Consider the following 26,190-nt stretch of genomic DNA (forward strand, 5'->3'; position numbering starts at 1 on the left):
GGTGGCGAACGCACTGTGTCAGTACCTCATGAGGTGCTGACACAGTGCCTTCGCCAGCAAGCCGGCTCCTACGGATCAGGATCCCCCTAACTTTCTCTTTGATCACCGGAACCCTTGATGCAACCCGAGCAGTTCTCCTCCGCCGTTCTCGACTGGTACGACCGCCACGGCCGTCACGATCTTCCCTGGCAACACGACATCACCCCATACCGCGTGTGGGTGTCGGAAATCATGCTGCAGCAAACCCAGGTCAGCACCGTGCTTGGCTATTTCGACACCTTCATGGAAGCGCTGCCCACTGTGCAGGCTCTGGCCGAAGCGCCGGAAGATGAGGTCCTGCATCTGTGGACCGGGCTGGGTTACTACACCCGCGCGCGCAACCTGCAAAAAGCCGCGAAAATCGTGGTGGCCGAGCACGGCGGTGAATTCCCCCGCGACGTGGAAAAGCTCGTCGCGCTGCCCGGTATCGGCCTCTCGACGGCAGGCGCGATTGCCAGCATCAGCATGGGCCTGCGCGCGCCGATCCTCGATGGCAACGTCAAGCGCGTGCTCGCCCGCTTCACCGCCCAGGAAGGCTATCCCGGCGAGCCCAAAGTGGCGAAGCAGATGTGGGCCACGGCTGAGCGCTACACGCCGCACAGCCGGGTCAACCACTACACCCAGGCGATGATGGATCTGGGTGCCACGCTCTGCACCCGGACCAAACCCAGCTGCCTGCTCTGCCCCCTTGAGCGCGGCTGCGAGGCGCACATGCTCGGCCAGGAAACCCGCTATCCAATCCCTAAACCGCGCAAGGTCGTGCCGCAAAAACGCACCTTGATGCCGATCTTCGCCAACCACGAAGGCGCGATTCTGCTGTATCGCCGCCCTTCGACCGGGCTGTGGGGCGGGCTGTGGAGCCTGCCGGAACTGGACGACTTCAACGACATGCAACACTTGGCCAATCAGCACGCCCTTGAGCTGGGCGAGCATCAAGCCTTGCCGGGCCTGATCCACACGTTCAGCCACTTTCAGCTGAGCATCGAGCCCTGGTTGGTCCGGGTCCGTGAGTCCGCCCATCACGTGGCCGAGGACGACTGGCTCTGGTATAACCTCGCCACCCCGCCGCGCCTGGGCCTTGCCGCCCCGGTGAAGAAATTGCTGAAACACGCAGCCGACGTATTGAATGCAGGAGAGTCCTCATGACCCGCACCGTGATGTGCCGCAAATACAAAGAAGAATTGCCTGGCCTGGACCGTCCGCCGTATCCGGGCGCCAAAGGTGAAGACATCTACAACCATGTCTCGCAGAAGGCTTGGGCCGACTGGCAGAAACACCAGACCCTGCTGATCAATGAGCGCCGCCTGAACATGATGAACGCCGAAGATCGCAAATTCCTGCAGACCGAGATGGACAAATACCTGTCCGGCGAGGAATACGCCAAGGCCGACGGCTACGTTCCCCCTGCCGAATAACCCTTGGAAGACAGTGTTCGTCGTAAGCGGAGGAAATAATTCAGATTTTTTTCGACGCCGTGCTTGACGACCTTCTGAAAAACACGTTTAATGCGCCCCGTTGCCCAGATAGCTCAGTCGGTAGAGCAGGGGATTGAAAATCCCCGTGTCGGCGGTTCGATTCCGTCTCTGGGCACCACCTTTCGTTTTCAGGTGATGCCAAGCACACCCGAATGCACACAAGAAGCCCGCCTCGTGCGGGCTTTTTGCTTTCCATGGTTCCCCACCGTTCCATGTAAGCCCGGCTAGACGTGAATGGATTCGTGAGCTCAGAGCCGTATATGCGTGAAGACGCCCAGGTGGTGGCCGACGTCTCCGACAAACGCGCGCGTGTCGTCGCTTAAATCGCTCGATTGGAGGTATGGGAGCAGATCGCCGGGCTATCAATCATGCTTGTTTTTCTTGTGTCCATGTCGCTTGCCGTGAGATCGATTGTCGCCGCCGTCATCTGCCAGGTTGCTACCCACTGCGCCTCCAGCAGCGCCGCCTAAGCCGGCACCTATGGTTGACCCTGTTGAGCCACCCAACTGGTTACCAATTACAGACCCCCCCGCTGATCCCAGCCCCCCGCCGATAGCCGCTTCGGTCTTGCTTCCTCTTTTCGCGCCTAAAGCTCCGCCAGCGGCTCCGCCGACACCAGCACCAACCGCCGCGCCGGTGCTTCCACCCATTTGCTGTCCAATGACATTCCCAAGCGCACCGCCTATGCCTCCGCCCACTGCGGATGTTCCATCCCCAGCCGCCAGCGCGCATTGAGCGCCAAGCATTCCTAAAAGTAGTACCGGTATAGTTATTCGCATGGATTCAATCTCAAGTGGGTGAAGTAGCCTCTCGGAGAAGCATCGAGCAGGACTAAAACAACGGTGCTGGACTGGGCTAGGGAGATTCAACTCTGAGTATGTCCAGCGGGACGCTCATGCCCATACACATCGGCTGCCGTGGATAAATCTTGATAGGGTAGAACTACTGGCGGGTGGCCAGCGCCGGGATGGACAGGCACAAAAGATTCAACACAAATACCGAAAAACCCCTGCATCGAAAGATTCAGGGGTTTTTTATTGGGCGCGATTTATTAACATCGCAGGATTGAGCCGACCAAGGAACTTCGTGATGGCATCTGTCAGCAAGCAAGAGAAACGGGCCAAGCGCGCCAAGACCAAAGCCAAAGAGCAGCGTGTCGCTCGCCAGCACCCGCAGACTCCCGACCCGATCGTCCCGGATTACTTCATGCCTGATTTCTTCTCGGACGACGAAGCAGCGCTGTTGGACGACGATACCCTGCTAGAGAATTTCGTAGAGCCCGACATCCTCGAAACCATGGACGAAGAAGAGCGGGAGGCGATGGCGGCGGTGATCAGGGGCGAGGACATCGGGATGTCGCTCACTGAAGACGAGATGCTGTTGATGGAGGTTTACCAGTCCCCTGCGCCACCGCTGTCTCAGGAGCAACGCCTCGCCCATTACGAAGTGCTCAAGCTTGCCGAGCAGCAAGGGTTCCTGGACTTGCTCGATGCCTTCGCCAGAGGTCCGATAGCCGCCCACGCTTTCTACGACATCGACTTCGACAACTACCTCGACATCCTTGTCAGCACGCTCGGCGCCTATTGGGTGTGGGCCCACGGACTGGATGAGGCGACCGTTCGGGCGCGCATCCACGACGATGATTTCTATGAGGCCTTCCGCGCCGTTCTCAGCGAGATCGAGATGGAGTCCACACTGGAGATGCTGGGGATCGACCGCAACAAGCACGACGAACAGGCACAAGACTGAATACAATACGCGCCCGATGATCCTGGGCCATGCGAATGGCTGCACCGCACAAGGAACCGCCGTCATGGCCTCCCCCGACAAACAGCAAAAACGCGCCCAGCGGGCAAAAGCCAAGGCCAAGCAGAATCGTTCCGGCAAAGCCAGGCCGAGCGTCATTCACCCGGTGCTCAACCATGCCTTCGTCAACGAACCTTTCGATGACGTCGAGATCGACCTGAGCACGTTCGATTTCAAAGACATCGAAGAAAACGGCTTTGACCCGGCGGACTTCGACGACTTGTTCGAAGCCATGAGAAAAGCCGAATCGATAAGCTTGCTGGCGCTGTGCGTGGTGTTCCTGCAATACCCGGTGCTGGAGCTTGTGATCGCCGAAGAAGACGAAGAGCCGGCGACCGACTTCATGATGGGCCTGTTGATCACCTACCGCGGGCTCTTCCATGAGGAAGACGAAGACTCAGCCGTCGAGTGGCTAGGAAGCGATACATTCCAGACCGCCTACAACGAAGCGTCGGTGATCCTGCAGAAAAAGAACGCGCGCGGGGCCGGCGGGCGTTCGTAAAACGTTTTTTGATTTACATGACCCCGGTCAAAACGGTAGCTTTGCGCCATTACGAGAATGCAACTCCTTCTCAACTAAAGGCTGGCCGTTTTGACACTCCCAAACACTCCTTTGCCTGAACCGGCTTCAGGCGAAACGAGCGCTTACTCCCGAACCCGAATTTTCCTGCATTGGCTCTCTGCTGCCGTCATCCTGTGGGCGACGTTCAGCGGCTTCGGCGTGGCATTGCTCGATCAGAGCAACCCTATTCGGCAATGGGTCGAGTCGTTCAATCCCCAACTCACCAGCCTGTTTATTCCGTTCTTTGTCTGGCGTCTGTGGCTGGCGGTCAAGGCGCCCTCACCTTCCACAGCTAAAAACGTTCAGGCACGCCTGGCGAGCGCTGCGCACAACTCGATCTATGGGGCGGTGGCGGGCGTGCTGATTACCGGTGTGCTGATGATGAGCCACCCGGTCATGCTCCTCGCGCTGGTGCCGCTGCCACAGTTCATCCATTCAAAGATCGCGCTGCTGGAGCTGCATCAGGTGCATCGCGCTCTGTGCGCGGCGCTGGCAGGGTTGATGGCGCTGCATCTGGCGGCAGTGGTGCTGCATCAAGTGCGTGGGAAATCAGTGTTAGGGAGAATGCGCGGAACAATGTAGGAGCGCGCTTGCCCGCGATGACTTATCCGAATTCGATAGGGATGAGGCTGCGCTGCCACAATCGCGAGCAATCCCGCTCTCACCGCGACCAGATCATCGAGATAAAAAAAGCCGCCATCATCCCTGATAGCGGCCTTCGGACAGCGGTCGATCAAAACCGACTCACGCCCCCATCAATTCATCACAACCTTGCCAGCCTTCCCCGCCTTGCGACGGTTCGACACGATCAAACCGGCCGCCACGACCAGGACGCTCAGCAGCCCGGTGGCGATGATTTCCATGCGGTGACCTTCCTGGAACAACATGATGGTCAGCACAGCGACAATGAACACGATCACCGCCCAGGTCAGGCCCGGGAACAGCCACATGCGGAAGTCGATGGCCTGGCCTTCTGCTTCACGCTTGCGGCGCATACGCAGCTGGGACACGGCGATGACCAGATACACCAGCAGCGCGATGGCGCCGGAGCTTGCCAGCAGGAAGTCGAACACCGCCGCGGGTGCAACGTAGTTGGCGAACACGGCAGCAAACGCAGCGCCGGTCGACAGCAGCACCGCCCAGTAAGGCGTGCCAGCCTTAGTGGTGCGCTGGGAAACAGCAGGCGCGTCGCCACGTTTGCCGAGAGAAAAGAGCATGCGCGAAGCCGTGTACAGCGCCGAGTTCAGGCAACTGGTCACTGCGACCAGCACGACGATGTCGACGATCAGCTTGGCATTCGGAATGCCCATCAGATCGAGCACAGTCTGGTACGAACCCACTTCAGCCAGACGGCTGTCGTTCCACGGCACCAGTGCGACGACGAGGAAGATCGAGAGCAGATAGAACAGGCAGATCCGCCAGATCACCGAGTTGGTGGCCTTGGTGATTTGCTGGCCGGGATTCTTCGATTCTGCCGCCGCGATGGTGACAATCTCCGTCCCCATGAACGAGAACATGGTGGTCAGCATCGCCGCCAGCACCGCACCCATGCCGTTAGGCAGGAAACCCTGCGTGTCATACAAATGACTGACGCCGCTGACCTGGCTGTTCGGCAGCAGACCAAACACCGCCGCAATGCCCAGCAGCACGAAGCCAATGATCGCGATGACCTTGATCAGCGCGAACCAGAACTCGAACTCTCCGTAGTTCTTCACGCTGAACAGGTTGGTCGCAGTGAGCAGCAGGGTGATCACCAGCGTGAACGCCCAGATCGCCACGTTCGGGAACCACGCGTGCAGAATCGTCGCGGCGGCGTTGGCTTCCAATGGGATGACCAGCACCCAGAACCACCAGTACAACCAGCCGATGGTGAAGCCGGCCCAGTGCCCGATCGCGCGGTCGGCGTAAGTCGAGAAAGAACCGGTGTCCGGCGAAGCGACGGCCATTTCCGCCAGCATGCGCATCACCAGCACCACCAGCGTACCTGCGGCGCCGTAGGCCAGAAGCACGGCCGGACCGGCTTCGGCAATCGCGTGGCCGGAGCCAACGAAAAGGCCGGCGCCAATTACGCCGGCAATCGAGAGCATGGTGATGTGACGCGGTTTGAGCCCTTGTTCAAGGTTTGAAGCGTTGGGTGTACTGCTCATGGAACCAACCTTAGAAGGATTTTTGTACGGATCAGGACGTGTGGCGGCTCTTCGTAAAGAGAACACAACAGTTCTGTTATTTATTTTTTACGCAAGAATTACGCCAGGATGTTTCAGATACGACGTCGCACCGAGATACGGCCGCTTTAGACGATCTCCGCAAGTCCATGAATGCAATAGCAATTCGCCAGTCATGTAGGAAACGTTACCGAGCGCAACAGGAGGGAGACGACTGGCCGCACCGAAAATACACACTTAAGTCGAAATGGCACCAAATAAGCGCACAAGAACGGCCGCCGATTGCGCGCATGGCCGAAACACCCTTCCCCACGGCGGTTAAAGCTGGCACCATCGCGCCCTTTTTGCGCAACGGCATTCCATGCCGGCGCTCATCGAGCTCATCCTCATAAGCCTTCGCGCAGTGCGCCTGTTGCGACTGCCAGGTGGCATCCAACTGGCCAACCCGATGAGCCCACCGAACACACGAGGACTGAACATGGCCGAGGCCACGCCCGCCCTGGAAATCCGCAATCTGCACAAGCGCTACGGCGAACTCGACGTGCTCAAGGGCATCTCGCTGAGTGCGCGCGATGGCGACGTGATCTCGATTCTGGGTTCCTCTGGCTCAGGCAAGTCGACGCTGCTGCGCTGCATCAATTTGCTGGAGAACCCTCATCAGGGCCAGATTCTCATTGCTGGCGAAGAGCTCAAGCTCAAAGCCACCCGCAAAGGTGAACTGATCGCCGCCGACAACCGTCAGATCAACCGCCTGCGCAGCGAGATAGGCTTCGTCTTTCAGAATTTCAATCTCTGGCCGCACATGACTGTCCTCGATAACATCACCGAGGCGCCGCGTCGCGTGCTGGGGCAAAGCAAGGCCGAGGCCACCGATGTTGCCGAAGCATTGCTGGCCAAAGTGGGTATTGCGGACAAGCGTCATGCCTATCCGGCACAGTTGTCGGGCGGTCAGCAACAACGCGCCGCCATTGCACGCACGCTGGCGATGCAGCCCAAGGTCATTCTGTTCGATGAGCCCACGTCGGCCCTCGATCCCGAGATGGTGCAGGAAGTGCTTAGTGTTATTCGTGGCCTGGCCGAAGAAGGCCGGACCATGCTGATGGTGACCCACGAAATGAATTTCGCCCGCCAGGTGTCCAGTGAAGTGGTTTTTCTGCACCAAGGGCTGGTAGAAGAACAAGGATCGCCAGAGCAGGTCTTCGACGACCCGCGCTCGGCGCGCTGCAAACAATTCATGTCCAGCAATCGCTAACGGAGCAACATCGATGCAGACCCTGAGAAACATTCTGTTGGCCGCTGCCGCCACCCTGGCCATGGCCTCCAGCGCCTTTGCCGCCGACACCCTGAAAATGGGCATCGAGGGCGCGTATCCGCCGTTCAACAACAAGGACGCCAGCGGTCAAGTGGTGGGCTTTGACGTGGAGATCGGCAACGCGCTGTGCGCCAAGATGAAAGTGACCTGTGAAACCGTCACATCCGATTGGGACGGCATCATTCCGGCGCTGAATGCGCAGAAGTTCGACTTCCTGATTTCTTCGATGTCGATCACCGAAGAACGCAAGCAGGCCGTGGATTTCACCATCCCGTACTACTCCAACAAGCTGCAGTTCGTCGCGCCAAAAACCACCAACCTCAGCGGCGACCTGGCCGCCATCAAGGAAACGTTGAAGGGCAAGACCATCGGTGCCCAACGCGCGACCCTGTCCGGTTCGTGGCTGGAAGACAACTGGGGCGACGACGTAACGGTCAAGCTGTATGACTCCCAGGAAAACGCATTCCTCGACCTGGCTTCGGGCCGCCTCGACGCGCTGCTCGGCGACAAATACGCGAGCTACGAGTGGCTCAAAGGCAAGGAAGGCCAGAGCTTCGAGTTCAAGGGTGATGCGCTTCCGGTTGACGACAAGATCGGCATCGCTGTGCGTAAAGACGACCCGCTGCGCGACAAGCTGAGCGAAGCGCTGAAAGAAATCATCGCGGACGGCACCTACAAGAAGATCAACGACAAGTACTTCCCGTTCAGCATCCTCTGACCTGCCTGACCATCGCCGCCGTTTGCCCATGCAGGCGGCGGCGTCTGTCCTCTAGACAAACAACGCCATGAACTTCGATCTCTATGGATTCGGCCCGGCCCTGGCCGCCGGCATGCTGATGACCCTCCAACTCGCGCTGTCGGCCCTCTGCCTGGGGCTAGTCCTCGGCCTGCTCGGGGGGCTGGCGAAGACTTCGCCGAATCGCGCCTTGCAGTGGCTCGGCGGCACCTATTCCACGCTGGTGCGCGGCATCCCTGAATTGCTGTGGGTGTTGCTGATCTACTTCGGCACGGTCAGCTCGATGCGGGCGATCGGCAAGCTGTTCGACATCCCGAACCTGTCGCTCAGCGCGTTCGCCGCCGGGGTCATCGCCCTGGGCCTGTGCTTCGGCGCCTACGCGACCGAGGTGTTTCGTGGCGCCATGCTGTCGATCCCCAAAGGCCATCGCGAGGCGGGGCTGGCGCTGGGCATGTCGCGCTCGCGCATCTTCTTCAAGCTGGTGATGCCGCAGATGTGGCGCATTGCGCTGCCGGGTCTCGGCAACCTGTTCATGATCCTGATGAAGGACACCGCGCTGGTCTCGGTCATCGGGCTTGAGGAAGTCATGCGTCACGCGCAGATCGCCGTCACGTCCACCAAGCAGCCTTTCACTTTCTATATGGTTGCGGCGCTGATGTACCTGTGCATGACCGCGCTGTCGATGATCGGCCTGGCATGGCTGGAAAAGCGCGCTTCGGTGGGTTTTGCGAGGAGCGCGTCATGAGCTGGGAATTCGTCCTCAAATGGCTGCCGAAACTGCTGCACGGCGCCACCGTCACGCTGGAGCTGGTGGCCGTTGCGGTGATTGCGGGCCTCATTCTCGCCATTCCGCTGGGCATCGCCCGCGCTTCGCGTAACGCCTATGTCCGCGCGCTGCCCTACGCTTACATCTTCTTTTTCCGTGGCACGCCGCTGCTGGTGCAGCTGTTTCTGGTCTATTACGGCCTGGCGCAGTTCGACGTCGTCACTAAAGGCCCGCTGTGGCCTTACCTGCGCGACCCGTTCTTCTGCGCGGCGTTGACCATGACGCTGCACACCACCGCCTACATCGCGGAGATCCTGCGCGGCGCCATTCAGGCCGTACCGCCCGGCGAGATCGAAGCGGCTCGCGCACTGGGCATGTCCAGAGGCAAAGCGCTGCTGTACATCATCCTGCCCCGCGCCGCACGCATCGGCCTGCCCGCGTACAGCAACGAAGTCATCCTGATGCTCAAGGCCAGCGCACTGGCGAGCACCGTGACCCTGCTCGACATCACCGGCATGGCCCGCACCATCAACGCGCGGACTTACATGCCGGAGCAGACCTTCCTCATCGCCGGGTTGATCTATCTGATGATGTCGTTCGTGCTGGTGCAAGGCTTCAAACTGCTGGAGCGCTATTTGCGGGTGGACGCCAGCCAAGGGCGCTGAGGATCGCCGCGCACTCCCGCAGAGAACACGGTCCATGTGGGAGTGAGCTTGCTCGCGAAAGCGGTATTTCAGCCGCTAAACATTGCCGTGTCTGATCAGCGCGCTCTGGCCATGATTCACCGTATGCTGCACCGCACATCTCAACTGCCATAACCCAATGCCACTCACACCCACACAACTCCACTCCCGATTCGCCGCGCTCGATGCCTTCCTGCTGGGGCATCAGGCCCTGTGGCGCCCGCGCCCCTTCACTCATCGCCACCTGCCGTGGGAGTCGCAGCATCCGGAGCTGGCGAGTTGGCTGCGGCAACGTTCGCTCGAAGAGGCGGAAGCGGCACACAACCATCCCGAACAGCTCGAGGCGCCGCAGCCCTTTGCTCAGTTGGCCTCGCTGTCGAAGGCATTAAGCGAGATCGAGGCGCTGCCGCCCGTTAGCCTGGAGCCTGTGTCGTCGCGCATGAGCGTCGACGTGCCCGGCCGCAAGTGGCAACAGATCGAAGCCTTCGCCGGCAGCTTGAGCTTTCAGCGACAGCCAACTCACTGGCTGGACTGGTGCTCGGGCAAAGGCCACCTCGGTCGACGCCTCGCCCATGGCGGCCAAGCCCTGACCTGCCTGGAATACGATGGGCACTTGGTTGAATCGGGAAGGCAACTCAGCAACAAACTGGGCATCACCGCTAACCATCTGCATCAAGACGTCATGGCCGACGATGCCGGCGCGCGCCTCGAAGCGCATCACACGCCCGTCGCCCTCCACGCCTGCGGCGACCTTCATGTGCGCCTCATGCACCTCGCCAGCGACGCCCACTGCCAACAAATGGCCATCGCGCCCTGCTGCTACAACCGCATCGCCGGCGAGCGCTACGTGCCGATCTCCCAGTTGGGCAAAGCGTCAGCGCTTACGCTTTCCATCGATGACCTCGGCCTGCCCCTCAGCGAAACCGTCACCGCCGGCGCCCGCGTGCGCCGCCAGCGCGATACCTCCATGGCCCGACGCCTCGGCTTCGACCTGCTGCAGCGAGAGCTAAGCGGCGTCGACGACTACCTGCCAACACTCTCGCTGCCCAGCGCCTGGCTCGACAAACCCTTCGCCGACTATTGCCGCGACTTGGCTGAACTCAAACAACTGCCCTCCCCCGGCACTCAGGACTGGGCGGCGCTTGAAGCAGCGGGCTGGGCGCGTCTGGCCGAAGTGCGCAACCTCGAATTGTTGCGCAACCTGTTCCGTCGACCGATGGAAATGTGGCTCATCCTCGACCGCGCGCTTTATCTGACTGAGTGCGGGTACGACGTGCACATCGGCACCTTCTGCGACAGCAAAGTCACTCCCCGGAATCTGCTCATTCTTGCCGAGCGACAGTGAGCGTTTTTTGACGCCTGTTCCTGTGGATAAGTCTGTTGATTAAATTCCAGCGAACGCCCGGAAATCCTGCTTTGAGAGGGATGTAACATTTGTTCATTTTTTAGGCAGCGTAAAATTGGCGCTAAAACAGTAGCTTGCGAACGATTGAGAATGGTTCCGAAATTCGACCGATTGTCACCTTTGCTTTGTGCCGATTGTGCATAACGGTAATCACCTTCCGGCATAAGGGCGGCGAAAAAACTGAAATTAGGGCTTTACTCGGCAGATCAAATCCCTATAATCAGCGCCCACAACGCCGGTATAGCTCAGTTGGTAGAGCAACTGACTTGTAATCAGTAGGTCCCGGGTTCGACTCCTGGTGCCGGCACCATACAAAACAAGGGCTTGCAGCGATGCGGGCCTTTCGTTTATCTGCTCTACGTACAATTGCACGTACAATCCAAATACGTGTAATTGCTATTTCCTGACTTATCCACAGGCTGCCGCCTGCGCTCTCTCCTACGTCTATGCTCAGGCGATATGAGCCGATATCAGGTGATCCATGACCCACGACGACATCACTATGCCCGCAGCTGTAAGGCAGGAGCTCGACCGCCTTCTCGCATCGATCAAGCACTCGATACAGTGGCGAAGCAGAACGAGCGGGCCTGCGTGCTGTGAAGGTTTCGTGCTGGGTGTTGATGTCTCGAAAGCACTGAACGCCGCATCAATCGAGGCGCTTTACCTCGTGGGAGAGCAGTCCGTCGAGATACGCGTCGGCGAGCTTGCAGCGCAGGCGTGACCTCCTCACAATCGCTGCCAGTGGACAACTCCCCGCACACTACGCGACCGAGTTCTATCCGCACTAAGTCGAGGACTAGATTCATATGCAGGTTGTATCGGAAGCCGTCATGACCCAAGCCAAAATCTTGATCGAAGACATTGAGTCGGCGCTTTCCCCGGAAATAGCCGAGCTCAATACTCTTATGGTCGGAGCATATCTCACCCAAGCATTGAACGACGGGCGGCTTAACAGGACAGAGTTCAATGCGCTTACCCGCACTGCCAGCGATAGTCTGCGCAAGTGGACCCGTCCCTCGTCAATTTGAATATTGTCAACACCGCAGCTACCGGTGGCGATTCAAATTTTTCTGACTTAGATATACCGGACTTGAGCTTCGAATCAAGCCCAATGCCTTCGGCGTGGTACATCCCGGCCAGACGAGTTCGCCGCGCAGAGTCGGGAACGGCGCTCGTGCCGGTTTTAATGCCATGAAGCACCCGTCGCGTGGAGCGCGAGATCCAGCTGCTTCCACGGCAACCCACTATAGTTTCGGTATGGGCAAGACGGCAAATGCTCAAATGGCTCTGCTCCCATGTGCGCTGGCTGTTCGGCATGGCAATTACGGCAGCGCACATTGTCATCGAGCAGGCGCCAACGGCGGCTCCAGTCTTCGAGATCCGACGACGGCATATCACTCTCCCTATCTGTCCTTACCTTCTAGAATTAAAGCGGGATAGGAAGTTCCATGTGCAAGAGGATCGCCCGATGACGTGTCAGATCTTCCTTACGCCGATCTGACCGACCTTGACCTTGGAGTCGAGCGCAACCCCCGCAGCCAGGTACAGTCCCATGCGCGCGGTGACGACTGTTTCCGTGACATCGCACGTATAGCGCTGCGTCTCCAGTGCACCCTTCCAGTTCGCTGGGAATGTGAACGGTTCCTGGTATTTGTCCATCGACCGGTAATAGATGGTGGTGGACGCCCCCGACACCGGTTTGGTGATGATCAATTCAGCTTCCCAGCCGAGGATGCCGCGACTGTTGCCGACAATCTCGGGGGCCGAAACCATCTCGATGATGTCGCCGGACAGCAGGTTAGCCAGGGTTATGTTCGAGTTGAGCTGCAAATAGAGGTAGCCGCCTGCCGCCGCTAGTGTTCCGCCGAGCTCGATGCACTGCGCCTCGCCATAGGCCGCCGCTTCCTTGTACCAGCGCGTGGTGATGCCGGTCAGGCCTGAGCCCGACGCCTTGTAGCTGTCGGCCAGCACCGAGCCCGCGACGGGGTTTGCCGATGCGTTGATGACCCCTGTGTTGCCCGTCATCAGAGGGTTCAGGTTCAGGCAGCCGAACGGGCGGATGGCCGAATAGATGTCGGTCGCATCCGTTGGCAGCGGCACGCCGAAGAACTCGAAGTTCGCGTTGATGATCGGCACGCAGCGGGACTGGATGAAGTCCGCGCCGATCATGTTCGGGTGCAGATCGTCAACGGTCATGGCCTGGGTGAAGCCGTCCCAGATGTTGACCACCGGAACGAACTGCCTGACGTAGCTCAGAACCCAATCCTTGTACGCGATCGCGTCGGCCAGCGCCTGGCCGGTCAACGCCTTGGTACCGAAGCGCGGCGTGCCGGTGCCGACGATCAGGTACTTGCCCGGCGTGTTCTGGAAGGCGGTGATCGCCTTCATGACGTTCGCCTTGCTGTCCGCCAGCGTCATGCCTGCCGTGGTGCTGTCGTTGGTGCGCGACAGCAGCATCCACAGATCCGCGGTGAGTGACGTCAAACAGGACGGTAGCCGCGCCATGAACTGGCCAGAGTGGTCGCCCACCTTCCCCTGATTGTCCAGGTAGCTCGGGAACAGGCCGGTTTGAGCCGCGATCGCACCGGCGTATCCATACGCTTCGGTACCGAAGGCTTTCGGATCAATCGTGTGACAGTTCGCACTGAAGCTGTCGCCCAGCAACCCAAGACCGCGACGGATGCGGCGGCGTGTTGGCTGAACCTCGGCGAGCAGGCTCATGCGAACACCTCGAACGCAGCGCCACCGGCCGGAACGAATCGGACCGTTGCCGGCGGGATATTGAGCTGGTAAGCCCCATCGTTCCAGAGCGTATCAGCGGTCACCCAGTTATCGCCCATCTTGACCTGAATCGCGACCGAGCCGCCGTTAGCCTTAACGCCTAACGTCACGCGCAGGGCGCGGGTGAAGGCTTCTTCTTTTATCGTCGTCTGCACAGATAAGACCTCAGGGCACGTTGCGGAAGAAAACGTGGTTGCCAAGCTTCAGCGTCCGCTTGGCCTTGGCAGCCCAGTCCGGTGCCTTGGGCATGGTGGTCGCGTAATAGTGGGTCGCCCCGCCGGTGGGGTCCGGCACCTTGCCGTCGATCACCTGGTCAGCAGCAATCCGGCACTGCGCCAGCTCGCGGAACGGGATCTGCCGCGCACCGCTTAGGAACTGATAGTTCGGGTCGTTGCGGTTCCAGCAGCTGAACTGGTACGGCTTTTGGCAGACGCCGGCGTAGCCCTCGCCCCACCACGACTTGTCCTTCCCATCGTCCACGCGGTTGCGGATGGTCCAGGCCACGGCCACCATCCCGGCCAGTCCCTCGCCGCGTGCTTCGGCCCACAGCGTGCGCGCCAGCACATCGCGATCTTTTTCAGTCACGGTCATAACTTTTCTCCAGGCATAAAAAATCCCGCTCGATGGCGGGTTTCGGTCTTGCTGTGCTGCTGTTATGCAGCGGCAGGTTGGGCTGCGAGTTTCAGCGCGTTCACCTCGGCGCGCAGCTCCTTGATCGCACCCATCAGGTCGGTGATCAAGGCCATCGGCTCAAGTTGCTGAATCAGGGGGTTCCCTTCCGCATCCGTGCCATCTTTCTCGCCACTGACTGCGAGCGGGTTGATCTCTTGCACCTCATGGGCGATGAGACCTTGATACGTGGTGCCGTCACCCCGGAACACCGCGCCGAAGACTTTCTTCTGAAAGTTCACAATTCGGTATTTATCGATCCTGTCGAGAAACGACGGAACGGCGGCGTCCTTGACGAATTTCTTGATCCGATAGTCCGATGTGAACAGCGAGATCGATCCGACGTAGCTGGCGTCGATCCAGCAGTCGATTGCAGAGCCCGTCCAGTTAAAGTTATGCCGGGTGGTGCCCTGGCCTGCGTTTACCCCGGCGCGACACCAAATGCTACGCGGCGCCCAGTCGGAGGAAGAGGTGCCGGTACCACCTGAACTCATTGGAATGGGTGCGCCAAACACGGATAGGGTTGAGACCCGCAGCTCCCCGCTGTAGGAATACGTCATCACGGGCCCAGCGGCAGTGTTGTCGGCATTGACGGACCACCAGTAGTGGCCGCCGATCCCCCCGCCCCTATTACAAATATAATTTGCCTCGCCCAGCCCGTTGCCGTTCCAGCCCGAATACAAACCTTGCACGTTGTAGCCTATCGGGGCACCGCGAAAACCAATGCTCTTAATGAGCAGATCGTTGCCGCCGCCCTTTAAACCGAGATTGTTAAGCGCCGTCGGCGAGTCAACTGCGCCGGTACCGCCTTTATTGAGCGGCAGGATGTCGTAGTTACCAGTGGTACCCAGCGCAGCCATCTTATCGCCGAACTGGAAGCGCAGCTGGTTGAAGGCGTCCACCAGCAACTTGGGGTAGCCCTGTACGGGCATGATCGCATAGGCTGAACCGCTGACCGTCGGGCCCTTATAAGCAGGCAAGATTGAAATAACAGTAGCGCTGGCCACGTTCGCGATTTCATAGTTCAAGCCGTCCGGGCCGACGAATGCGTCACCCACCCGCGCGTTGGCATCGAACGCCGCGTTCACGCCAGTCACAGCAGTCGATCCGTTCGTCACGGACACAGTCCCACCTCTGAGCCAAGGCATCAGATATCTCCAAATTTGGTTAGTGTTCAGCAGAGCGAAGTTGCCGGGGAGGAAACCTCAAGGCTGTGGTGATTAGTTGTGAAACCTGTCGACAGGAAACTTGCACACCGGGACGCAAAAGCTGGTGTTGGCGCCGTAGGGGTAAGCGTTACCCCCGCCGGGCACGTTGACCGTGATGTTCAGCGTCGGCACGCCATTATCAAGAATCGTCATACCTGCAAAATCAAAACCGATGAACCAGGTCACACCTCGGTCAAAGGCAGAGATGCAAACGAAATCGTCGGCATCCAAAGTGACGTTACTGCGGTAGGTGAACACCTCGTTACCCGATACAAAGGTCCAGTTTTTGGCAAACTTGGAGTAACGAACAACCCGATCCTCGGAGCTGTAGAGGATGTTTCCGTTAGCATCCCACTGATTCATGCCGTACTGATTCGGGTTTGGTGTGTCGCAATACTTGCAGGCCACGAACTCTACGTAGGTGTTCTGCAGGTTATTACCACCTGCAATCGCGGAGTTGGCAACAAAGCCGGTCCAGTTGCCGGGCCCGCCAATAAGCGTGATGTACACACTCACCTTGGGGTGAAGGCCGCTCAGGTTGCCAAAAAAGAGCTGCGGGGGCTCTTGGGTCTTGATCGGCCTGGCGAATACATAAGATCCCTGTCCGCCGCGGTCCGTGAAAGATGACGTAATCCGGAATGAGCCGCGCTCTGAGAAGACCATGATCTTGTAGAGATTGCTGATGATCACCGAACCGCCGTTGTTGGTCACCGATAAGCCATAGTCAGCCATCAGATCACCTTCACAACTTCAACAACACATTCCACTGTCTTCTCGATCCAGGCGTCTCCCGTGTTACCGCCAACACCGGTGGGCTGCTTGTAATTCATATAGCGAATGATCCCGATCTGGGTCCCTCCCAAGTCTTTGTAAGTTGGGGTGTACCCCCAGTTATCGTCGTACCCAGGCTGCGCATAGTTGGCATATACCCTCGGCGTGATCATGACAAAGCAGGTGGCTGGGTCATAGCCGGGGATGTTGTACACCAAGGAGTCGGTTCGCACGCCGGTGCCTGACGTCTTTGATCCAGCCACGACGAAAGAAGCCAGACGCTGGATGGTGAAGTCATCCATCCCCAGAGTCCTCGCGCCAGCCCCGTCGGAAACCTCAATTCCGAAACTCATTCGGTCAGGTCTCCCAATTGCACGCGCTTCACGTTGTTGGCGTCATAGACGCGCACAGACCGGTTCGTGATGACCAGGCGCCCGCCGCCGGCTACTGCCCCATTGATCTCAAGCGTCCCGTTCTTGTTCAAGATCCAGCCAGACTGCCCAGCTACATAGTTGGTGGAGCTGATATAGCTGCCAATTTTAGCGTTGGTGATCGTGCCGTCCTGAATGAAAGTCGACCCCAGGAACACCTGCCCGTTCTGCACAGCGAACGGGACGGATACCGCGCCCCCGGCGATAGTGTTGACGATCGCGAAACGATCAGCCGAGACGAGGAATTGGCTCTGTACTGAACCAGCGTCATTGGATATCCCGAGCGCAATGCCCGCGGCAATGTACTGTCCAGTGGCAGAGACATACTGCATTTTCACGCTGTAACTGGCGTTGATCTTCCCGTTAACGTCGCTGACGATTCCGGCTTGCGTCTCTATAGCCGTCTTGTTATTGCCAATACTGGTGTTGAGTTGTTGGTTGACCGATGCCTGAGCGGTGGTAGTGCTCGCGACTGTCGTCTCCACCGTTGTCACACGAGATTCGTTGGTTCCCACCCGCGCGTCGAGGACGGTTGTGCGCTGGGCTTGGGCCAAATCCTGTTCAGCTCTGACCTTCACCTCCTGCGCATAGCTGGCCGTGGCGTCCCACCCTTTAAGCGCATCCGCCATCAAACCCGCGATCGGATCGTCGCGCGTTGAAGCCAGGATCGCTTGCAGTTGTGTTCCCGTCGACGTTGTCCTGCCGTCGATGCTGGTGATGTCAGTCGTGTTCTTCGTGACCTGCGCGGCGAGGCCGTTGGCGGTCCTGATCGACTGGCCGCTGTTCACCCAGTAATTGGGATTCGGTGGGCCGTTCGATCCGTCCGACTTGGCCGGAACATCGGATATGGCGGTCCAAAGGTTGTTGCCAACCCTGACGGTGTTGTCGCGAACGTAGGGATCGGTTGGCACGTACGCCAGCGCGTCGACCAGATCACCGATCTCGTCCTTGATCTCGTTGATCCGCTCATTCACCGAGCCCGGGCCATTCCCGTCGATCAGGTCGATGCGTTCCAGCAGGTGTTGCCCGAGCTCCGACTCGGTGATTTCCCCCTCAATGAGCTCAAGAATCGGCGCCGCTTCGGAACTGCTCTGCCCCATAACCCAGATTCCGGCCGGGTACCACGGCCCTATATTGCCCGTGCGATCGACCAGGCGAGCCCAGAAGAAGAACGTCACGCCCGCTCGCAAGCCCTGCATGTTGTACTCGGACTGCGGATAAGCCAGGTCGCTGAGCTTTGTGGCCGCAGCCCGGTCCGTGGTCGGGCCGTACCAGATCTCGGTGCGCTGGGTGTCCTCAGCACCTGGTGGGAAAGTCCACTTTAGGTGGATGCCGAAAATCAAAGCCGTAGCCGTCAGCGAGGTCACCGCCGGCGGCAGGCCCTCCTTCCCGTTGAGTTGGGTCAGGATCGAGCTGCGCCATACCGACGAGATGTCGTAGGCGCTGACAGCCCGAACGCGCGCGAGGTATGAGCCGGAATAGATGCCCACGATATCGACGCTGTTTGCGCCGGTGCGCTGCACCTTGATCCAATTCCCATTGTCCTTGCGCCATTCGACGTCATAGCCGACAGCGCCATTCACCGCGGGCCAGGCGATCGTCATGGTGGTGACGGCCAAGCCCTGCGCAATCGCAGTTGTCGAGGTCAGTGTCACGCTCGCCGGCGACGGAACGACAGTGAGCGGAATCACGCTGGTCGGGCGCTCTTCAAGGCGCGCGCCAGTGTCGATGTAGGCGAACTTGCTCGGCTCGTATTGGAGCGCTGAGATCTCGTAGTCGCCCTCGGTGGTCCGCTTGGTGCTCAAAACACGGAACAGCGGGATGGCCAGATCATCGGCGTCGAGCGCCCACTGAAGCTCAGGGCCTGGCGTCTGGCTGTACGCCGTGGTGACCGTGATCGCTCTGCCATTCACGGACTGGACCGTGCGCGCTTGCGCTTGGCCGCTTGGCAGGTTGACGATCAGCCGGTCGCCGGCCTTGGCCATGGTGTCCCGGTCCAACGTCACCACGCGGCCAGCAGCGGCAGATATACGGCCGCCAACCTCGCTACCGGCGAGCAGCGAGTCAGCTACCGGAATGATGTAGCCCGGCAGCGGTATCGCGCCTTCCATGCCGGTCTTGAACGTGACAGTCCGGTCCTGGTTGTTGCTCATCACCACCCACTTACCGCGGCGCTGAGCCTCCGACGCCCGGGTGCAGCCGATCGCGCTGATTTCGGTGGGTCTGTCGTCGAAACGACGCTGCAGCGCCAGGTCCGAATAGGCGGTCACGTCGGTGTCGTAGTTGTTGGCAGGGTTGTCGTAGCTGACAATTGCGCGGGTGTAGCGTGTCTTTGCCGAGGCGCTGCCGTAGTTCATTTCCCCGCCAATCACGTTGGCCCGGGTGAACACATAGTCGAAATCCTGCGCGCGCGGCATGTCCGCCTGCATCACGAGCTGACCCTGCGCCCAGTAAGTCATGCCCCGGTAAATCGCAGAGATGTCGCGCAGCAGCGTCCAGGCATCCGCCTTGCCCTGAAGGTTCATGTCGCAGAGAAAGCGGGGCTCCTGCCCGCCGATGCCATCCGACACCAGTTGATCGCAATACTGGGCGATTCGGTACAGTTCCCATTTGTCGACCATGAACGGCTTGATGCGCTTGCCGAGACCGAAGCGGTCGACAGTGCAGATGCCATACGTCACCCACGCAGGGTTGTTAGTCCAGGCCTGCTTAAAAGTCCCGTCCCAGACGCCGCTGTAAGTGCGAGCCACAGGATCGTAGTTGCTCGGGACCTGCCATTTCCGCCCTTTGCACTTGATGGTCACGGCCGGAATGTTGCTGAACTGCTCGGCATCAAACTCGATGAATAACAGTGCGGTATTCGGGTACCGGAGCTTTTCATCGATGACATCGGTCAGCCCGGCCACGAGCATCGTGTCGGCAATCCGGTTGGTGTTCTGGTTCGGCGTCAAACGGCGGACGCGGATCTGCCAGCCAGAGGTGGCGGTAGGCAGATCAATTCGACGAGATCGTTCGTACCGAGTAGTGGTTTTGCCGTCCACGGCCTCGGCCAAAACCTGCTGGTAAGCCCCGCCATCCGTAGCCAAGTCCACGGCGTACTCGATTCTGTACCCGCCCACATTCCCCTCAGTGTCCTGCCGTTGAAGTGCCGGCCACGCGAGGCGGACACGCACAGCGGAGAGCTGAGTGTTGGTGATTGAACGGACCCAGGCGCTATCGCTGCGCAATTCAACGTTGACGGTCGTCTCGTTCTCAACCGATGGAATGCCGGGGATGTAGTCCTGCTCAACGGAGCCGGAGCGCCACTCCCACTTCACATTGGGAAAATTGACGTTGCCACTCGCATCGCTGATAGGTGTGTTGTCCAGATAGATGTCGGCCGCCGTCGGGACGCCTTCGAACTCGCCCTCACCTACCGCGATCAGGATTTTCGCCAAGTTTGTGGAGCGCAGGCTGTCCGTTGCCTCGGTTGGCGTCTTTGGGGTGCTGCTGCCGCCTTTGGCGCCACGGATGTCGATTTGTTCAGCTGCGCCCATGCTTTTCTCCAGGCATAAAAAAACCGCCAATCGGCGGCCGGGTGTTTCAGTTCAGGATTAGGTTTTGTCTTCAGCAAGAATCGATGCGGAGATGATCGCACCGCCCCACCGGCGTTCGCCGATGCAGATCGCGACCGGGTTGCCGCTGGCAGTGGTGTTTTTAGCACTGCCAAACTCGTAGGAAGGCAAGTTGTCGGGTGAGGCGCTTTGACTCAGGCCCTTGGCTTGAGGGCTGAGCATCTGAATCACGCCTCCGGCGGCCATTGAAGCGCCGAGAGTTATCAGCGCGGACCCAAAAGGCGCACCAGCACCGAACGTACCGCCGGTGATGACCAAGCCCACGACAATCAATACCGCGCCCAATATTGTTTGCAAAGAACCAGCGCGCTTACTCCCATCGAGCACAGGGACGATTCGGAGCTCTCGTGTTCCCGCGAGATCGAAAGCTTCTGCGCCAGAATTTTTCCTGTTTCGAAAAACTGCGAACCTAAGGCCCAAGCGATCCAGTCGCCGGATTTCCTCGTCGAACCCGAGCAGTGTCGCTTTGAGCGCTCGAAATGCCTCCCAAACACTTTGACTATCGATTGCCCTTCGGTGCTCTCTTCCGAAGCGCTTTGCGAGCGACCCAGAGAGCTTGATAACCGTCATCGGCGTGTAGGTGGCCGACATAAGTGTCTCCCAATAAAAGACCCGCCTAAGCGGGTCGAGTCTGTTAGAGGCAAGATTGGAGTTTCTCTAACCGTGCCTTGGCTATCCAGTTTTTGGCTATCACGTAATACCTGGCATCCGTACCGGTTGCGCCCTGTTTAATGTCCACAAAATATTCAGAAGCCGCCGTGAATACCGTGTAACCGCCGTCTCTGCCGGGCTGCATTGTCGCTTGGGGAGTGACACCGAACAGAGACTGGTTCTGCCATTCGTACTGAACACATTCGGCAAGAGCTTTATCGGTTTTCTTGGAGTGCAGAACCTTAAAAGGACCGTCTTGCCGAACCTCATTCATAGGGCGCGCCATGCACCCCGCCAGTAAAACAAACGCCAGCGCTCCAACTAAAATTCGCATGATGGTCCCTCATTGAGAAAGAACCGAGCGTATCACCGCGCATCGCGATGGCGAAGTATCAGCCGCGTCCGGTCATGCCAAGGGCCACCGAACACAATTATCTCGGAGGGTTTGCCGTGCATGTGATGAAGCAGGAAAGGTCCAGCGCCATGCACAGCAGCCGGTTCGCCCGGCAGTTTAGGATCTGAACCGAGGAAAATCCCGGCGTGGTTTGGATGCTTGGTGCGCCCGATCTCCATGACGACCATGTCTCCGCGCCGGGGTGTGCCTACACGCTCAAATCCCGCTGCCTCATAGGCCTGCTCATATAAGCTCGGTCCGTCCGCGCGCTCCCACCAACCGTCCTCACGCTTGAATGCTTCGAACTCCAGACCCCACTCGCGTTTGTACCAGTCAGCGCAGATCTGCCAGCAGTCCCAAGCGCCATGCACAAACGGTCGGCCCAGCAGCGGCGTATTGCCGGTGGGAACAATCGTTCGCTGATCGCCTTCTGGCCAGCTTAGGATGTGCCATGGCAACTCCGTGGCCTCGCACATCGCCAAATCACGCGGAGACGGCCTGCTTGTGGCGTCAGGGTGCGAGTGGACGATGCCGATCACTTCGCCCAAGTCTTCGGCGGCGGCGTAATCCTCCGGCGCTATGCGGAATTCTTCATTGGGGTCGGCGGCAGTGTTCGTGCACGGGATGTACTGCTGCTTGCGGCCGATGCTGATCAGAAGCCCGCAACATTCGCGCGGATACTGCTCGGCAGCGTGCGCCTGAACTGCTTTGAGGATGTGTTTCAGCATGGTCAGCTCCTGGCGATCAGGGAAACAGCAGGAAAGCCGCCAAACGGCAGGGAGTTGCCCTCACCGAAGCGAGGCACACACCCGCGGCCCAGCGTAGCGTCGCACTCGTCCTTTTCTGGATCGTCGGTGAGATTCCCGTCCTTGTCGCGGTAAGGCCCGGTGTAATTGCAGTTCGGTCCGCGGTAACCGCCGGTGAGGCACCAATGGCACAGCGTCGTCATTTGCCGGCCGATGGATTCGCCGCCAACATCGCCAGGGCTCGCAAGCTCCCACGCTACGCTTGACCCGTTCTCGGAAGTCTTCTGGTCGAGAAACCAGACCTCGATCGTCTCCTGCGAGGGATCCGCGTCAGGATTCCCACCGGGGAAGTTCTCGGCATCCAGATACGAGCCCAGCGTGTGCCGCATAGTCAGCTTGAAATCCAGCAGGTCTTCAAACGCCAGGCACAACGCGGTGATGCGGCCATTGACGTTGCCCACAGACAGCGTTGGGCGAACAGCCGTGCCGTCGCCGGTCGCCTCGATTCCGTCGATCTGCATCGGCCAGGCGCCGTATTCCTCCCCTTGCCACCAGATCGCCTTAGCAGGCAGCTGATCGGCATCGGCGCCAGCAGCGATCAACTCAGCGGCTGTGTACGGGATGGAGTGACCGTGAAACCGCAACACATCCGCGCCGAAATCAGATCCATCCAATTCAAACAGCAGCACTTCACTACCAGGCTCGAGCACCTGGATATCTTTGATCAGCGGCATGTTTTACCTATGGGATGAATGACTGGGTGAACGTGGTCGTCAGGGTGTAAAAGCCTGCGCCATTCGGCGAGACAGTGGGGGCTGATGCCCGGTAGAAGCTCATCTCGCCGAGTGGTGGCGTCCAGAAGAACGACTTGAACCCGGCGTGCCGATCAAGAAAAGCTTTGATCTCAAGCGCCACGGCCTCGCGCACAACGAATGTCAGAGGCCACACGTCGACCTTGTTGTTAGGCCCGTCGCCGACCACCTGCTCGTAACCGTTGCCGAATTTGCTCGATCTGGTCCGATATTCGGGCGCGCTGGTCGTCTCCAGTTTCGGACACCAGGTGAATGTCTCAACGGCCATTGATGACCCTCCAAATTGCGCCGCCTGGGCGAAGCTCTTCAGCGATTGCCTGCTGGGCGCCGCGCTTGGCGGTGTCGGCATAGGCCTGCCCGACCGCCTGCATATCCTTGGCCGACGAGTCGTTCGCCGCGCTGGGCACTGTGAAGTTCTGTTGAATGACCACAGATCCGGCGGCGCTGGCCGGGCCAGTGGCCGCAGAACCGCCCGAAGCCAGCCCCACGTAACCACCGTCTGCATAAGGCTTTCCGGACTTGTTCAGGCGCTCGAGGTACTGCCGCATCCCGGGCTGCTGAACCACTTCCTTGCGGATCACCACCTCGCCGCCGTGAACGACGCCCATCGGCTCGTACTTGCCGCCGTCGCCGGTGTAGCCGCCATCCCAGTGCTGCGAGGAGAGCCAGCTTTGATACGCTGCGCCGGTGTACCCCGACTGAGTCGATCCAGCGGAGCCGCCGCCGAACAGTGCGCCAGCTGCTGTAGTCGCCACGCCCAGCAGCGCGCTGCTTCCTGACGCAATCGCCTGCCGTGCGGCGATGCGGGCTAAGTCAGCCAGCACCGATTTGGTGAAGTCCGCAATCGAGGCCTTGCCCGTCATGGCGAAATTCACAACGGTGTCTTCAAGACCGCTGAACACGCCGGTGAACAGGCTTTTGGTCTGGCCGGCGACGTCTTTGGCGCTTTGCAGATAGTCCTGATAGGCAGACGAGGCGCCGACGGTCCAGTCGCTTTGGGCCTTGTCGACGTCGACGTAATACTGCCGCTGCATGGCCAGGCGCTGATCCAGCGCGCTTTTAAGCGACGCCGTCTCTTTGTCGTAGAGATCGGTGCTGAACTGGTCCTTGTTGCTCTTGTTGTAGTCGGACGTCAGCTTGTCCATCTGCGACTGGTAGGACTGCTGGATGTTGCGCTGCTCGTTCAGTCGCTGCTTTTGCACATCGCCCAGACCAGCGCCAGCGAGGTTGTTGTCCAGGCCCTGTTGCGCACTGCTGAGCTGACCGCGCAAGTTCTCATCGAAAGCGGCGAGCTTGCGCTGCGTCTCCAGACCTTTTTCGCGGAGCGTGTTCTCAGCCTCGAGCGCTGCGTTGCGTTTGAGCTGGGCGGTGTAGAGGTCAGAGCTCGCCAGCAGGGATTTCTGATCAGCCGTCAGCGTCTGCTTGTTCTTGATATCGGCGAGCTGCTGCTCCCACTCAACAAGCTTTTTGGCATTCGCCCCCAAGGTCTGACTGGCCGCGTTCTGGTCGCCGATCAGTGCGCCCTGCTGCTGAAGCGCTGCATATTGCTGCCGTGCCGCGTCCAATGCCTTAGTGCCGGCGTCTTCGCGATACTGCGGTGTTTTGGGCGTTGCTGGGTCTTTGTACTTGTCGTTGATCGCGGCGACGTCCTTCGCCTGCTGATCTGACGAGAGCAACAGAGATTTGTCGCCGGTCTTGCGGGCCTGGACGATCCGTCGTTCTACTAATAGCCGGTAATCGGCGAGCTCCCGGGCGCGCTTGTCGGCGTTGCTCTCGGTTTCCTTGCGGAGTTTGTCCAGCTTGAGCTGATCGTCCAGAGCCTGCTGCTGTTGCTGCTGAGCAAAACCCTTTGCTGCGGACCGACGATCCTCTTCAGCCTTCTGAACAAGCTTGTCGGTTTTGTCTCGCTCGAGCGCTTCCTTGCGGAACGAGTCATCCGGGGTCAGGTTGCTCATCGGGTCGACGAGCTGGCCTTTGGCGTTGCGCTGGTTGCGTTTCGCGGCGTTGGCCGCAATTGCATCGAGCTGCTCGTCCAGCTTTTTGATCTGCTGGTCGAGCGTGTCTTCGCGACCGACGTTGAGCGCGGCATCCCATGCCGACTTGGCGGCGGACATTACACCCGCCCACGCCGTTTCAAGAGTGCCGAGGTTGTTCTTGATGGACGTTGAGGTCCGGTTCAGCCCGTCTTCATAGGCTGCTGTAGCGACCGCGGCTGCATCCTGAGTTTTGCCCTGTTCCTGCAACGACCTGATGTTCTCGTAGGTCGTCGCCGTCAGGAAATTCATCGACTCGTTGAGCTTCAGAATTTCCGCGACCGGGTCCTTGGCGATGCGCTCGAAGTTCTTAACCGTCTCGTCAGCCGCGACCCCCGTGGCCGACTGGAATTTGATCGCAGCCGCCGCAATCGACTCGAAGGCAGTGACAGGAATCCGCGTCGAGCTGGCCAGTTGCGCCAGAACTTCCGCCGCCTTGCCGACAGTGCCGCCCGACTGAGCGACTTGACGCGCCATGTCTGCCAGCCCGCTTGCACTGGTGCCGGCGGTATTGCCCGTCATCGCGAGGGCTGCGTTATACGCCGTCGCCTCCTCGCTCCCCTGCTTGTAGGCCAGTGCCAGCAACGCGGCCGCAGCTGCGGCAACGGTGAAGGGGTTTATCAACCCCATCACGTAGCCCGATAACGCTTTGGCGGCAGGACCGATGCCGCCAAACATGTCTTTGAGCTGCCCGCCCTGCTGCAAAAAGACCGTCAGCGGGGCTTGGCCACCTTGCAGCGAGACCGCGATATCGGTGAACTGAGCAGGCACGCCGCGCAGCGCAGCGTTGTAAGCTTTGACCGACATCGTGCCTTTGGTCATGACCGTGTCGGTCTTGCCGATGGCGTCGCGCTGGTCGTTGAGCTTTTTCAGGTAATCATCGAAATCGCTCTTGTCCAGGCGCCCGGAAGCGCGGTGCTTGCGCAACTGGTCTTCCATCTTGTCGAGCCGGCCGTAAGCCGCGACTACCGGGTCAATCTGCCCGACCAGCTTGTCCAGCTGGCCAGCCTGATAAGCCGCTTCCTTGGTCGCCGACTTGAGCGCGCGCTGCGCACGATCCATCCCCTTTTCAAAGCCGCCAGTGTTCGCCACCAGATCGACCGTCAACTGGCCGAGCGAATCAACAGCCAT

General features: G+C 59.5%; 27 protein-coding genes and 2 tRNA genes. 14 read left to right on the plus strand and 15 right to left on the minus strand.

The annotated features are described in order from the left end of the window. Positions 1–117 precede the first annotated feature (117 nt). The 3 genes from mutY (at position 118) to L4G42_RS19380 (ending at position 1,632) form a co-directional block, all read left to right on the plus strand. Positions 118–1,185 (plus strand): A/G-specific adenine glycosylase, encoded by a 1,068-nt coding sequence (gene mutY / locus L4G42_RS19370; RefSeq protein ID WP_237253319.1) that lies wholly within the window; start codon positions 118–120, stop codon positions 1,183–1,185. Beyond that, positions 1,182–1,454: an oxidative damage protection protein gene (locus L4G42_RS19375; protein WP_122534024.1), complete on the plus strand. Its 273-nt coding sequence runs from the start codon at positions 1,182–1,184 to the stop codon at positions 1,452–1,454. The genes mutY and L4G42_RS19375 overlap by 4 nt, the downstream gene beginning before the upstream one ends. Positions 1,455–1,556: 102 nt before the next feature. Beyond that, positions 1,557–1,632 (plus strand) — tRNA-Phe (locus L4G42_RS19380). Between the two features lie 244 nt (positions 1,633–1,876). On the opposite strand, the gene L4G42_RS19385 is transcribed toward L4G42_RS19380, so the two are convergent. Next, positions 1,877–2,293: a glycine zipper domain-containing protein gene (locus L4G42_RS19385; protein WP_237253320.1), complete on the minus strand. Its 417-nt coding sequence runs from the start codon at positions 2,291–2,293 to the stop codon at positions 1,877–1,879. Positions 2,294–2,603: 310 nt separating this feature from the next. Between L4G42_RS19385 and L4G42_RS19390 the strand changes: the two genes are divergently transcribed. The 3 genes from L4G42_RS19390 (at position 2,604) to L4G42_RS19400 (ending at position 4,464) form a co-directional block, all read left to right on the plus strand. Next, the gene (locus L4G42_RS19390; RefSeq protein WP_237253321.1) at positions 2,604–3,263 is read left to right on the plus strand and encodes a hypothetical protein; all 660 of its coding nucleotides are present in this window, start codon (positions 2,604–2,606) and stop codon (positions 3,261–3,263) included. A gap of 64 nt (positions 3,264–3,327) precedes the next feature. After that, the gene (locus tag L4G42_RS19395) at positions 3,328–3,822 is read left to right on the plus strand and encodes a hypothetical protein (protein WP_237253322.1); all 495 of its coding nucleotides are present in this window, start codon (positions 3,328–3,330) and stop codon (positions 3,820–3,822) included. Positions 3,823–3,912: 90 nt separating this feature from the next. Next, the gene (locus L4G42_RS19400) at positions 3,913–4,464 is read left to right on the plus strand and encodes a cytochrome b (RefSeq protein ID WP_237253323.1); all 552 of its coding nucleotides are present in this window, start codon (positions 3,913–3,915) and stop codon (positions 4,462–4,464) included. A 173-nt stretch (positions 4,465–4,637) separates the two neighbouring features. Here the strand turns inward: L4G42_RS19400 and gabP are convergent, their stop codons facing one another. Continuing rightward, positions 4,638–6,029 (minus strand): GABA permease, encoded by a 1,392-nt coding sequence (gene gabP, locus L4G42_RS19405; RefSeq protein WP_237253324.1) that lies wholly within the window; start codon positions 6,027–6,029, stop codon positions 4,638–4,640. A 496-nt stretch (positions 6,030–6,525) separates the two neighbouring features. On the opposite strand from gabP, the gene L4G42_RS19410 reads away from it, so the two are divergent. From L4G42_RS19410 to L4G42_RS19445, 8 genes are all read left to right on the plus strand, one after another. After that, complete coding sequence (locus L4G42_RS19410) at positions 6,526–7,299, plus strand: ABC transporter ATP-binding protein (RefSeq protein ID WP_237253325.1); 774 nt, start codon at positions 6,526–6,528, stop codon at positions 7,297–7,299. 13 nt (positions 7,300–7,312) lie between these two features. After that, entirely contained in the window at positions 7,313–8,077 is a 765-nt protein-coding gene (locus tag L4G42_RS19415) for an ABC transporter substrate-binding protein (protein WP_133773601.1), read from the plus strand. A gap of 67 nt (positions 8,078–8,144) precedes the next feature. Continuing rightward, positions 8,145–8,840: an ABC transporter permease gene (locus L4G42_RS19420; RefSeq protein ID WP_237253327.1), complete on the plus strand. Its 696-nt coding sequence runs from the start codon at positions 8,145–8,147 to the stop codon at positions 8,838–8,840. Continuing rightward, positions 8,837–9,526, plus strand: a complete 690-nt coding sequence (locus L4G42_RS19425) for an ABC transporter permease (protein WP_237253328.1) — start codon at positions 8,837–8,839, stop codon at positions 9,524–9,526. The genes L4G42_RS19420 and L4G42_RS19425 overlap by 4 nt, the downstream gene beginning before the upstream one ends. Before the next feature lie 157 nt (positions 9,527–9,683). Then, positions 9,684–10,889: a methyltransferase gene (locus L4G42_RS19430; protein WP_237259207.1), complete on the plus strand. Its 1,206-nt coding sequence runs from the start codon at positions 9,684–9,686 to the stop codon at positions 10,887–10,889. A gap of 294 nt (positions 10,890–11,183) precedes the next feature. Next, positions 11,184–11,259, plus strand: a tRNA-Thr gene (locus tag L4G42_RS19435). A gap of 171 nt (positions 11,260–11,430) precedes the next feature. Then, on the plus strand, positions 11,431–11,670 hold the full coding sequence (locus L4G42_RS19440) for a hypothetical protein (protein ID WP_237261034.1): 240 nt from the start codon (positions 11,431–11,433) through the stop codon (positions 11,668–11,670). 109 nt (positions 11,671–11,779) lie between these two features. Next, the gene (locus L4G42_RS19445) at positions 11,780–11,977 is read left to right on the plus strand and encodes a hypothetical protein (RefSeq protein ID WP_237261036.1); all 198 of its coding nucleotides are present in this window, start codon (positions 11,780–11,782) and stop codon (positions 11,975–11,977) included. Positions 11,978–12,425: 448 nt separating this feature from the next. Here L4G42_RS19445 and L4G42_RS19450 read toward each other — a convergent pair whose 3' ends face one another. From L4G42_RS19450 to L4G42_RS19510, 13 genes are all read right to left on the minus strand, one after another. Further along, positions 12,426–13,670, minus strand: a complete 1,245-nt coding sequence (locus L4G42_RS19450) for an SGNH/GDSL hydrolase family protein (RefSeq protein ID WP_237261038.1) — start codon at positions 13,668–13,670, stop codon at positions 12,426–12,428. Further along, a complete protein-coding gene (locus tag L4G42_RS19455; protein WP_237261041.1) occupies positions 13,667–13,885 on the minus strand; it encodes a hypothetical protein in 219 nt (72 codons plus the stop codon). The genes L4G42_RS19450 and L4G42_RS19455 overlap by 4 nt, the downstream gene beginning before the upstream one ends. Before the next feature lie 10 nt (positions 13,886–13,895). Beyond that, positions 13,896–14,321: a cell wall hydrolase gene (locus L4G42_RS19460; RefSeq protein WP_237261043.1), complete on the minus strand. Its 426-nt coding sequence runs from the start codon at positions 14,319–14,321 to the stop codon at positions 13,896–13,898. Positions 14,322–14,383: 62 nt separating this feature from the next. Then, positions 14,384–15,547, minus strand: a complete 1,164-nt coding sequence (locus L4G42_RS19465) for a tail fiber domain-containing protein (RefSeq protein ID WP_237261045.1) — start codon at positions 15,545–15,547, stop codon at positions 14,384–14,386. A 72-nt stretch (positions 15,548–15,619) separates the two neighbouring features. Then, positions 15,620–16,339: a hypothetical protein gene (locus L4G42_RS19470; protein ID WP_237261047.1), complete on the minus strand. Its 720-nt coding sequence runs from the start codon at positions 16,337–16,339 to the stop codon at positions 15,620–15,622. Beyond that, positions 16,339–16,680: a hypothetical protein gene (locus L4G42_RS19475; protein WP_237261049.1), complete on the minus strand. Its 342-nt coding sequence runs from the start codon at positions 16,678–16,680 to the stop codon at positions 16,339–16,341. Before L4G42_RS19475 ends, L4G42_RS19470 begins: the two co-directional genes overlap by 1 nt. A 47-nt stretch (positions 16,681–16,727) precedes the next feature. After that, positions 16,728–20,345, minus strand: coding sequence for a TipJ family phage tail tip protein (locus tag L4G42_RS19480; protein WP_237261050.1), 3,618 nt, complete (start codon positions 20,343–20,345; stop codon positions 16,728–16,730). Positions 20,346–20,402: 57 nt separating this feature from the next. Beyond that, positions 20,403–21,014: a tail assembly protein gene (locus L4G42_RS19485; RefSeq protein ID WP_237261052.1), complete on the minus strand. Its 612-nt coding sequence runs from the start codon at positions 21,012–21,014 to the stop codon at positions 20,403–20,405. A 43-nt stretch (positions 21,015–21,057) separates the two neighbouring features. After that, a complete protein-coding gene (locus tag L4G42_RS19490; protein ID WP_237261054.1) occupies positions 21,058–21,408 on the minus strand; it encodes a hypothetical protein in 351 nt (116 codons plus the stop codon). A gap of 32 nt (positions 21,409–21,440) precedes the next feature. After that, complete coding sequence (locus L4G42_RS19495) at positions 21,441–22,196, minus strand: C40 family peptidase (protein WP_237261056.1); 756 nt, start codon at positions 22,194–22,196, stop codon at positions 21,441–21,443. Positions 22,197–22,198: 2 nt separating this feature from the next. Further along, positions 22,199–22,948, minus strand: coding sequence for a phage minor tail protein L (locus tag L4G42_RS19500; protein WP_237261058.1), 750 nt, complete (start codon positions 22,946–22,948; stop codon positions 22,199–22,201). Positions 22,949–22,955: 7 nt separating this feature from the next. Beyond that, positions 22,956–23,294, minus strand: a complete 339-nt coding sequence (locus L4G42_RS19505; RefSeq protein ID WP_133773234.1) for a phage tail protein — start codon at positions 23,292–23,294, stop codon at positions 22,956–22,958. Continuing rightward, positions 23,284–26,190, minus strand: a complete 2,907-nt coding sequence (locus L4G42_RS19510; protein ID WP_237261059.1) for a phage tail tape measure protein — start codon at positions 26,188–26,190, stop codon at positions 23,284–23,286. Before L4G42_RS19510 ends, L4G42_RS19505 begins: the two co-directional genes overlap by 11 nt.

Source organism: Pseudomonas petrae, assembly GCF_021728295.1.
Taxonomy (GTDB): domain Bacteria; phylum Pseudomonadota; class Gammaproteobacteria; order Pseudomonadales; family Pseudomonadaceae; genus Aquipseudomonas; species Aquipseudomonas petrae.

Excerpts from the sequence above, each read along its gene's own strand:
- mutY (WP_237253319.1), top strand. The coding sequence starts at position 118 with ATGCAACCCGAGCAGTTCTCCTCCGCCGTTCTCGACTGGTACGACCGC.
- L4G42_RS19375 (WP_122534024.1), top strand. The coding sequence starts at position 1,182 with ATGACCCGCACCGTGATGTGCCGCAAATACAAAGAAGAATTGCCTGGC.
- L4G42_RS19385 (WP_237253320.1), bottom strand. The coding sequence starts at position 2,293 with ATGCGAATAACTATACCGGTACTACTTTTAGGAATGCTTGGCGCTCAA.
- L4G42_RS19390 (WP_237253321.1), top strand. The coding sequence starts at position 2,604 with ATGGCATCTGTCAGCAAGCAAGAGAAACGGGCCAAGCGCGCCAAGACC.
- L4G42_RS19395 (WP_237253322.1), top strand. The coding sequence starts at position 3,328 with ATGGCCTCCCCCGACAAACAGCAAAAACGCGCCCAGCGGGCAAAAGCC.
- gabP (WP_237253324.1), bottom strand. The coding sequence starts at position 6,029 with ATGAGCAGTACACCCAACGCTTCAAACCTTGAACAAGGGCTCAAACCG.
- L4G42_RS19410 (WP_237253325.1), top strand. The coding sequence starts at position 6,526 with ATGGCCGAGGCCACGCCCGCCCTGGAAATCCGCAATCTGCACAAGCGC.
- L4G42_RS19415 (WP_133773601.1), top strand. The coding sequence starts at position 7,313 with ATGCAGACCCTGAGAAACATTCTGTTGGCCGCTGCCGCCACCCTGGCC.
- L4G42_RS19420 (WP_237253327.1), top strand. The coding sequence starts at position 8,145 with ATGAACTTCGATCTCTATGGATTCGGCCCGGCCCTGGCCGCCGGCATG.
- L4G42_RS19425 (WP_237253328.1), top strand. The coding sequence starts at position 8,837 with ATGAGCTGGGAATTCGTCCTCAAATGGCTGCCGAAACTGCTGCACGGC.
- L4G42_RS19430 (WP_237259207.1), top strand. The coding sequence starts at position 9,684 with ATGCCACTCACACCCACACAACTCCACTCCCGATTCGCCGCGCTCGAT.
- L4G42_RS19440 (WP_237261034.1), top strand. The coding sequence starts at position 11,431 with ATGACCCACGACGACATCACTATGCCCGCAGCTGTAAGGCAGGAGCTC.
- L4G42_RS19445 (WP_237261036.1), top strand. The coding sequence starts at position 11,780 with ATGACCCAAGCCAAAATCTTGATCGAAGACATTGAGTCGGCGCTTTCC.
- L4G42_RS19450 (WP_237261038.1), bottom strand. The coding sequence starts at position 13,670 with ATGAGCCTGCTCGCCGAGGTTCAGCCAACACGCCGCCGCATCCGTCGC.
- L4G42_RS19460 (WP_237261043.1), bottom strand. The coding sequence starts at position 14,321 with ATGACCGTGACTGAAAAAGATCGCGATGTGCTGGCGCGCACGCTGTGG.
- L4G42_RS19465 (WP_237261045.1), bottom strand. The coding sequence starts at position 15,547 with ATGCCTTGGCTCAGAGGTGGGACTGTGTCCGTGACGAACGGATCGACT.
- L4G42_RS19470 (WP_237261047.1), bottom strand. The coding sequence starts at position 16,339 with ATGGCTGACTATGGCTTATCGGTGACCAACAACGGCGGTTCGGTGATC.
- L4G42_RS19475 (WP_237261049.1), bottom strand. The coding sequence starts at position 16,680 with ATGGATGACTTCACCATCCAGCGTCTGGCTTCTTTCGTCGTGGCTGGA.
- L4G42_RS19480 (WP_237261050.1), bottom strand. The coding sequence starts at position 20,345 with ATGGGCGCAGCTGAACAAATCGACATCCGTGGCGCCAAAGGCGGCAGC.
- L4G42_RS19485 (WP_237261052.1), bottom strand. The coding sequence starts at position 21,014 with ATGTCGGCCACCTACACGCCGATGACGGTTATCAAGCTCTCTGGGTCG.
- L4G42_RS19490 (WP_237261054.1), bottom strand. The coding sequence starts at position 21,408 with ATGCGAATTTTAGTTGGAGCGCTGGCGTTTGTTTTACTGGCGGGGTGC.
- L4G42_RS19495 (WP_237261056.1), bottom strand. The coding sequence starts at position 22,196 with ATGCTGAAACACATCCTCAAAGCAGTTCAGGCGCACGCTGCCGAGCAG.
- L4G42_RS19500 (WP_237261058.1), bottom strand. The coding sequence starts at position 22,948 with ATGCCGCTGATCAAAGATATCCAGGTGCTCGAGCCTGGTAGTGAAGTG.
- L4G42_RS19505 (WP_133773234.1), bottom strand. The coding sequence starts at position 23,294 with ATGGCCGTTGAGACATTCACCTGGTGTCCGAAACTGGAGACGACCAGC.
- L4G42_RS19510 (WP_237261059.1), bottom strand. The coding sequence starts at position 26,190 with ATGGCTGTTGATTCGCTCGGCCAGTTGACGGTCGATCTGGTGGCGAAC.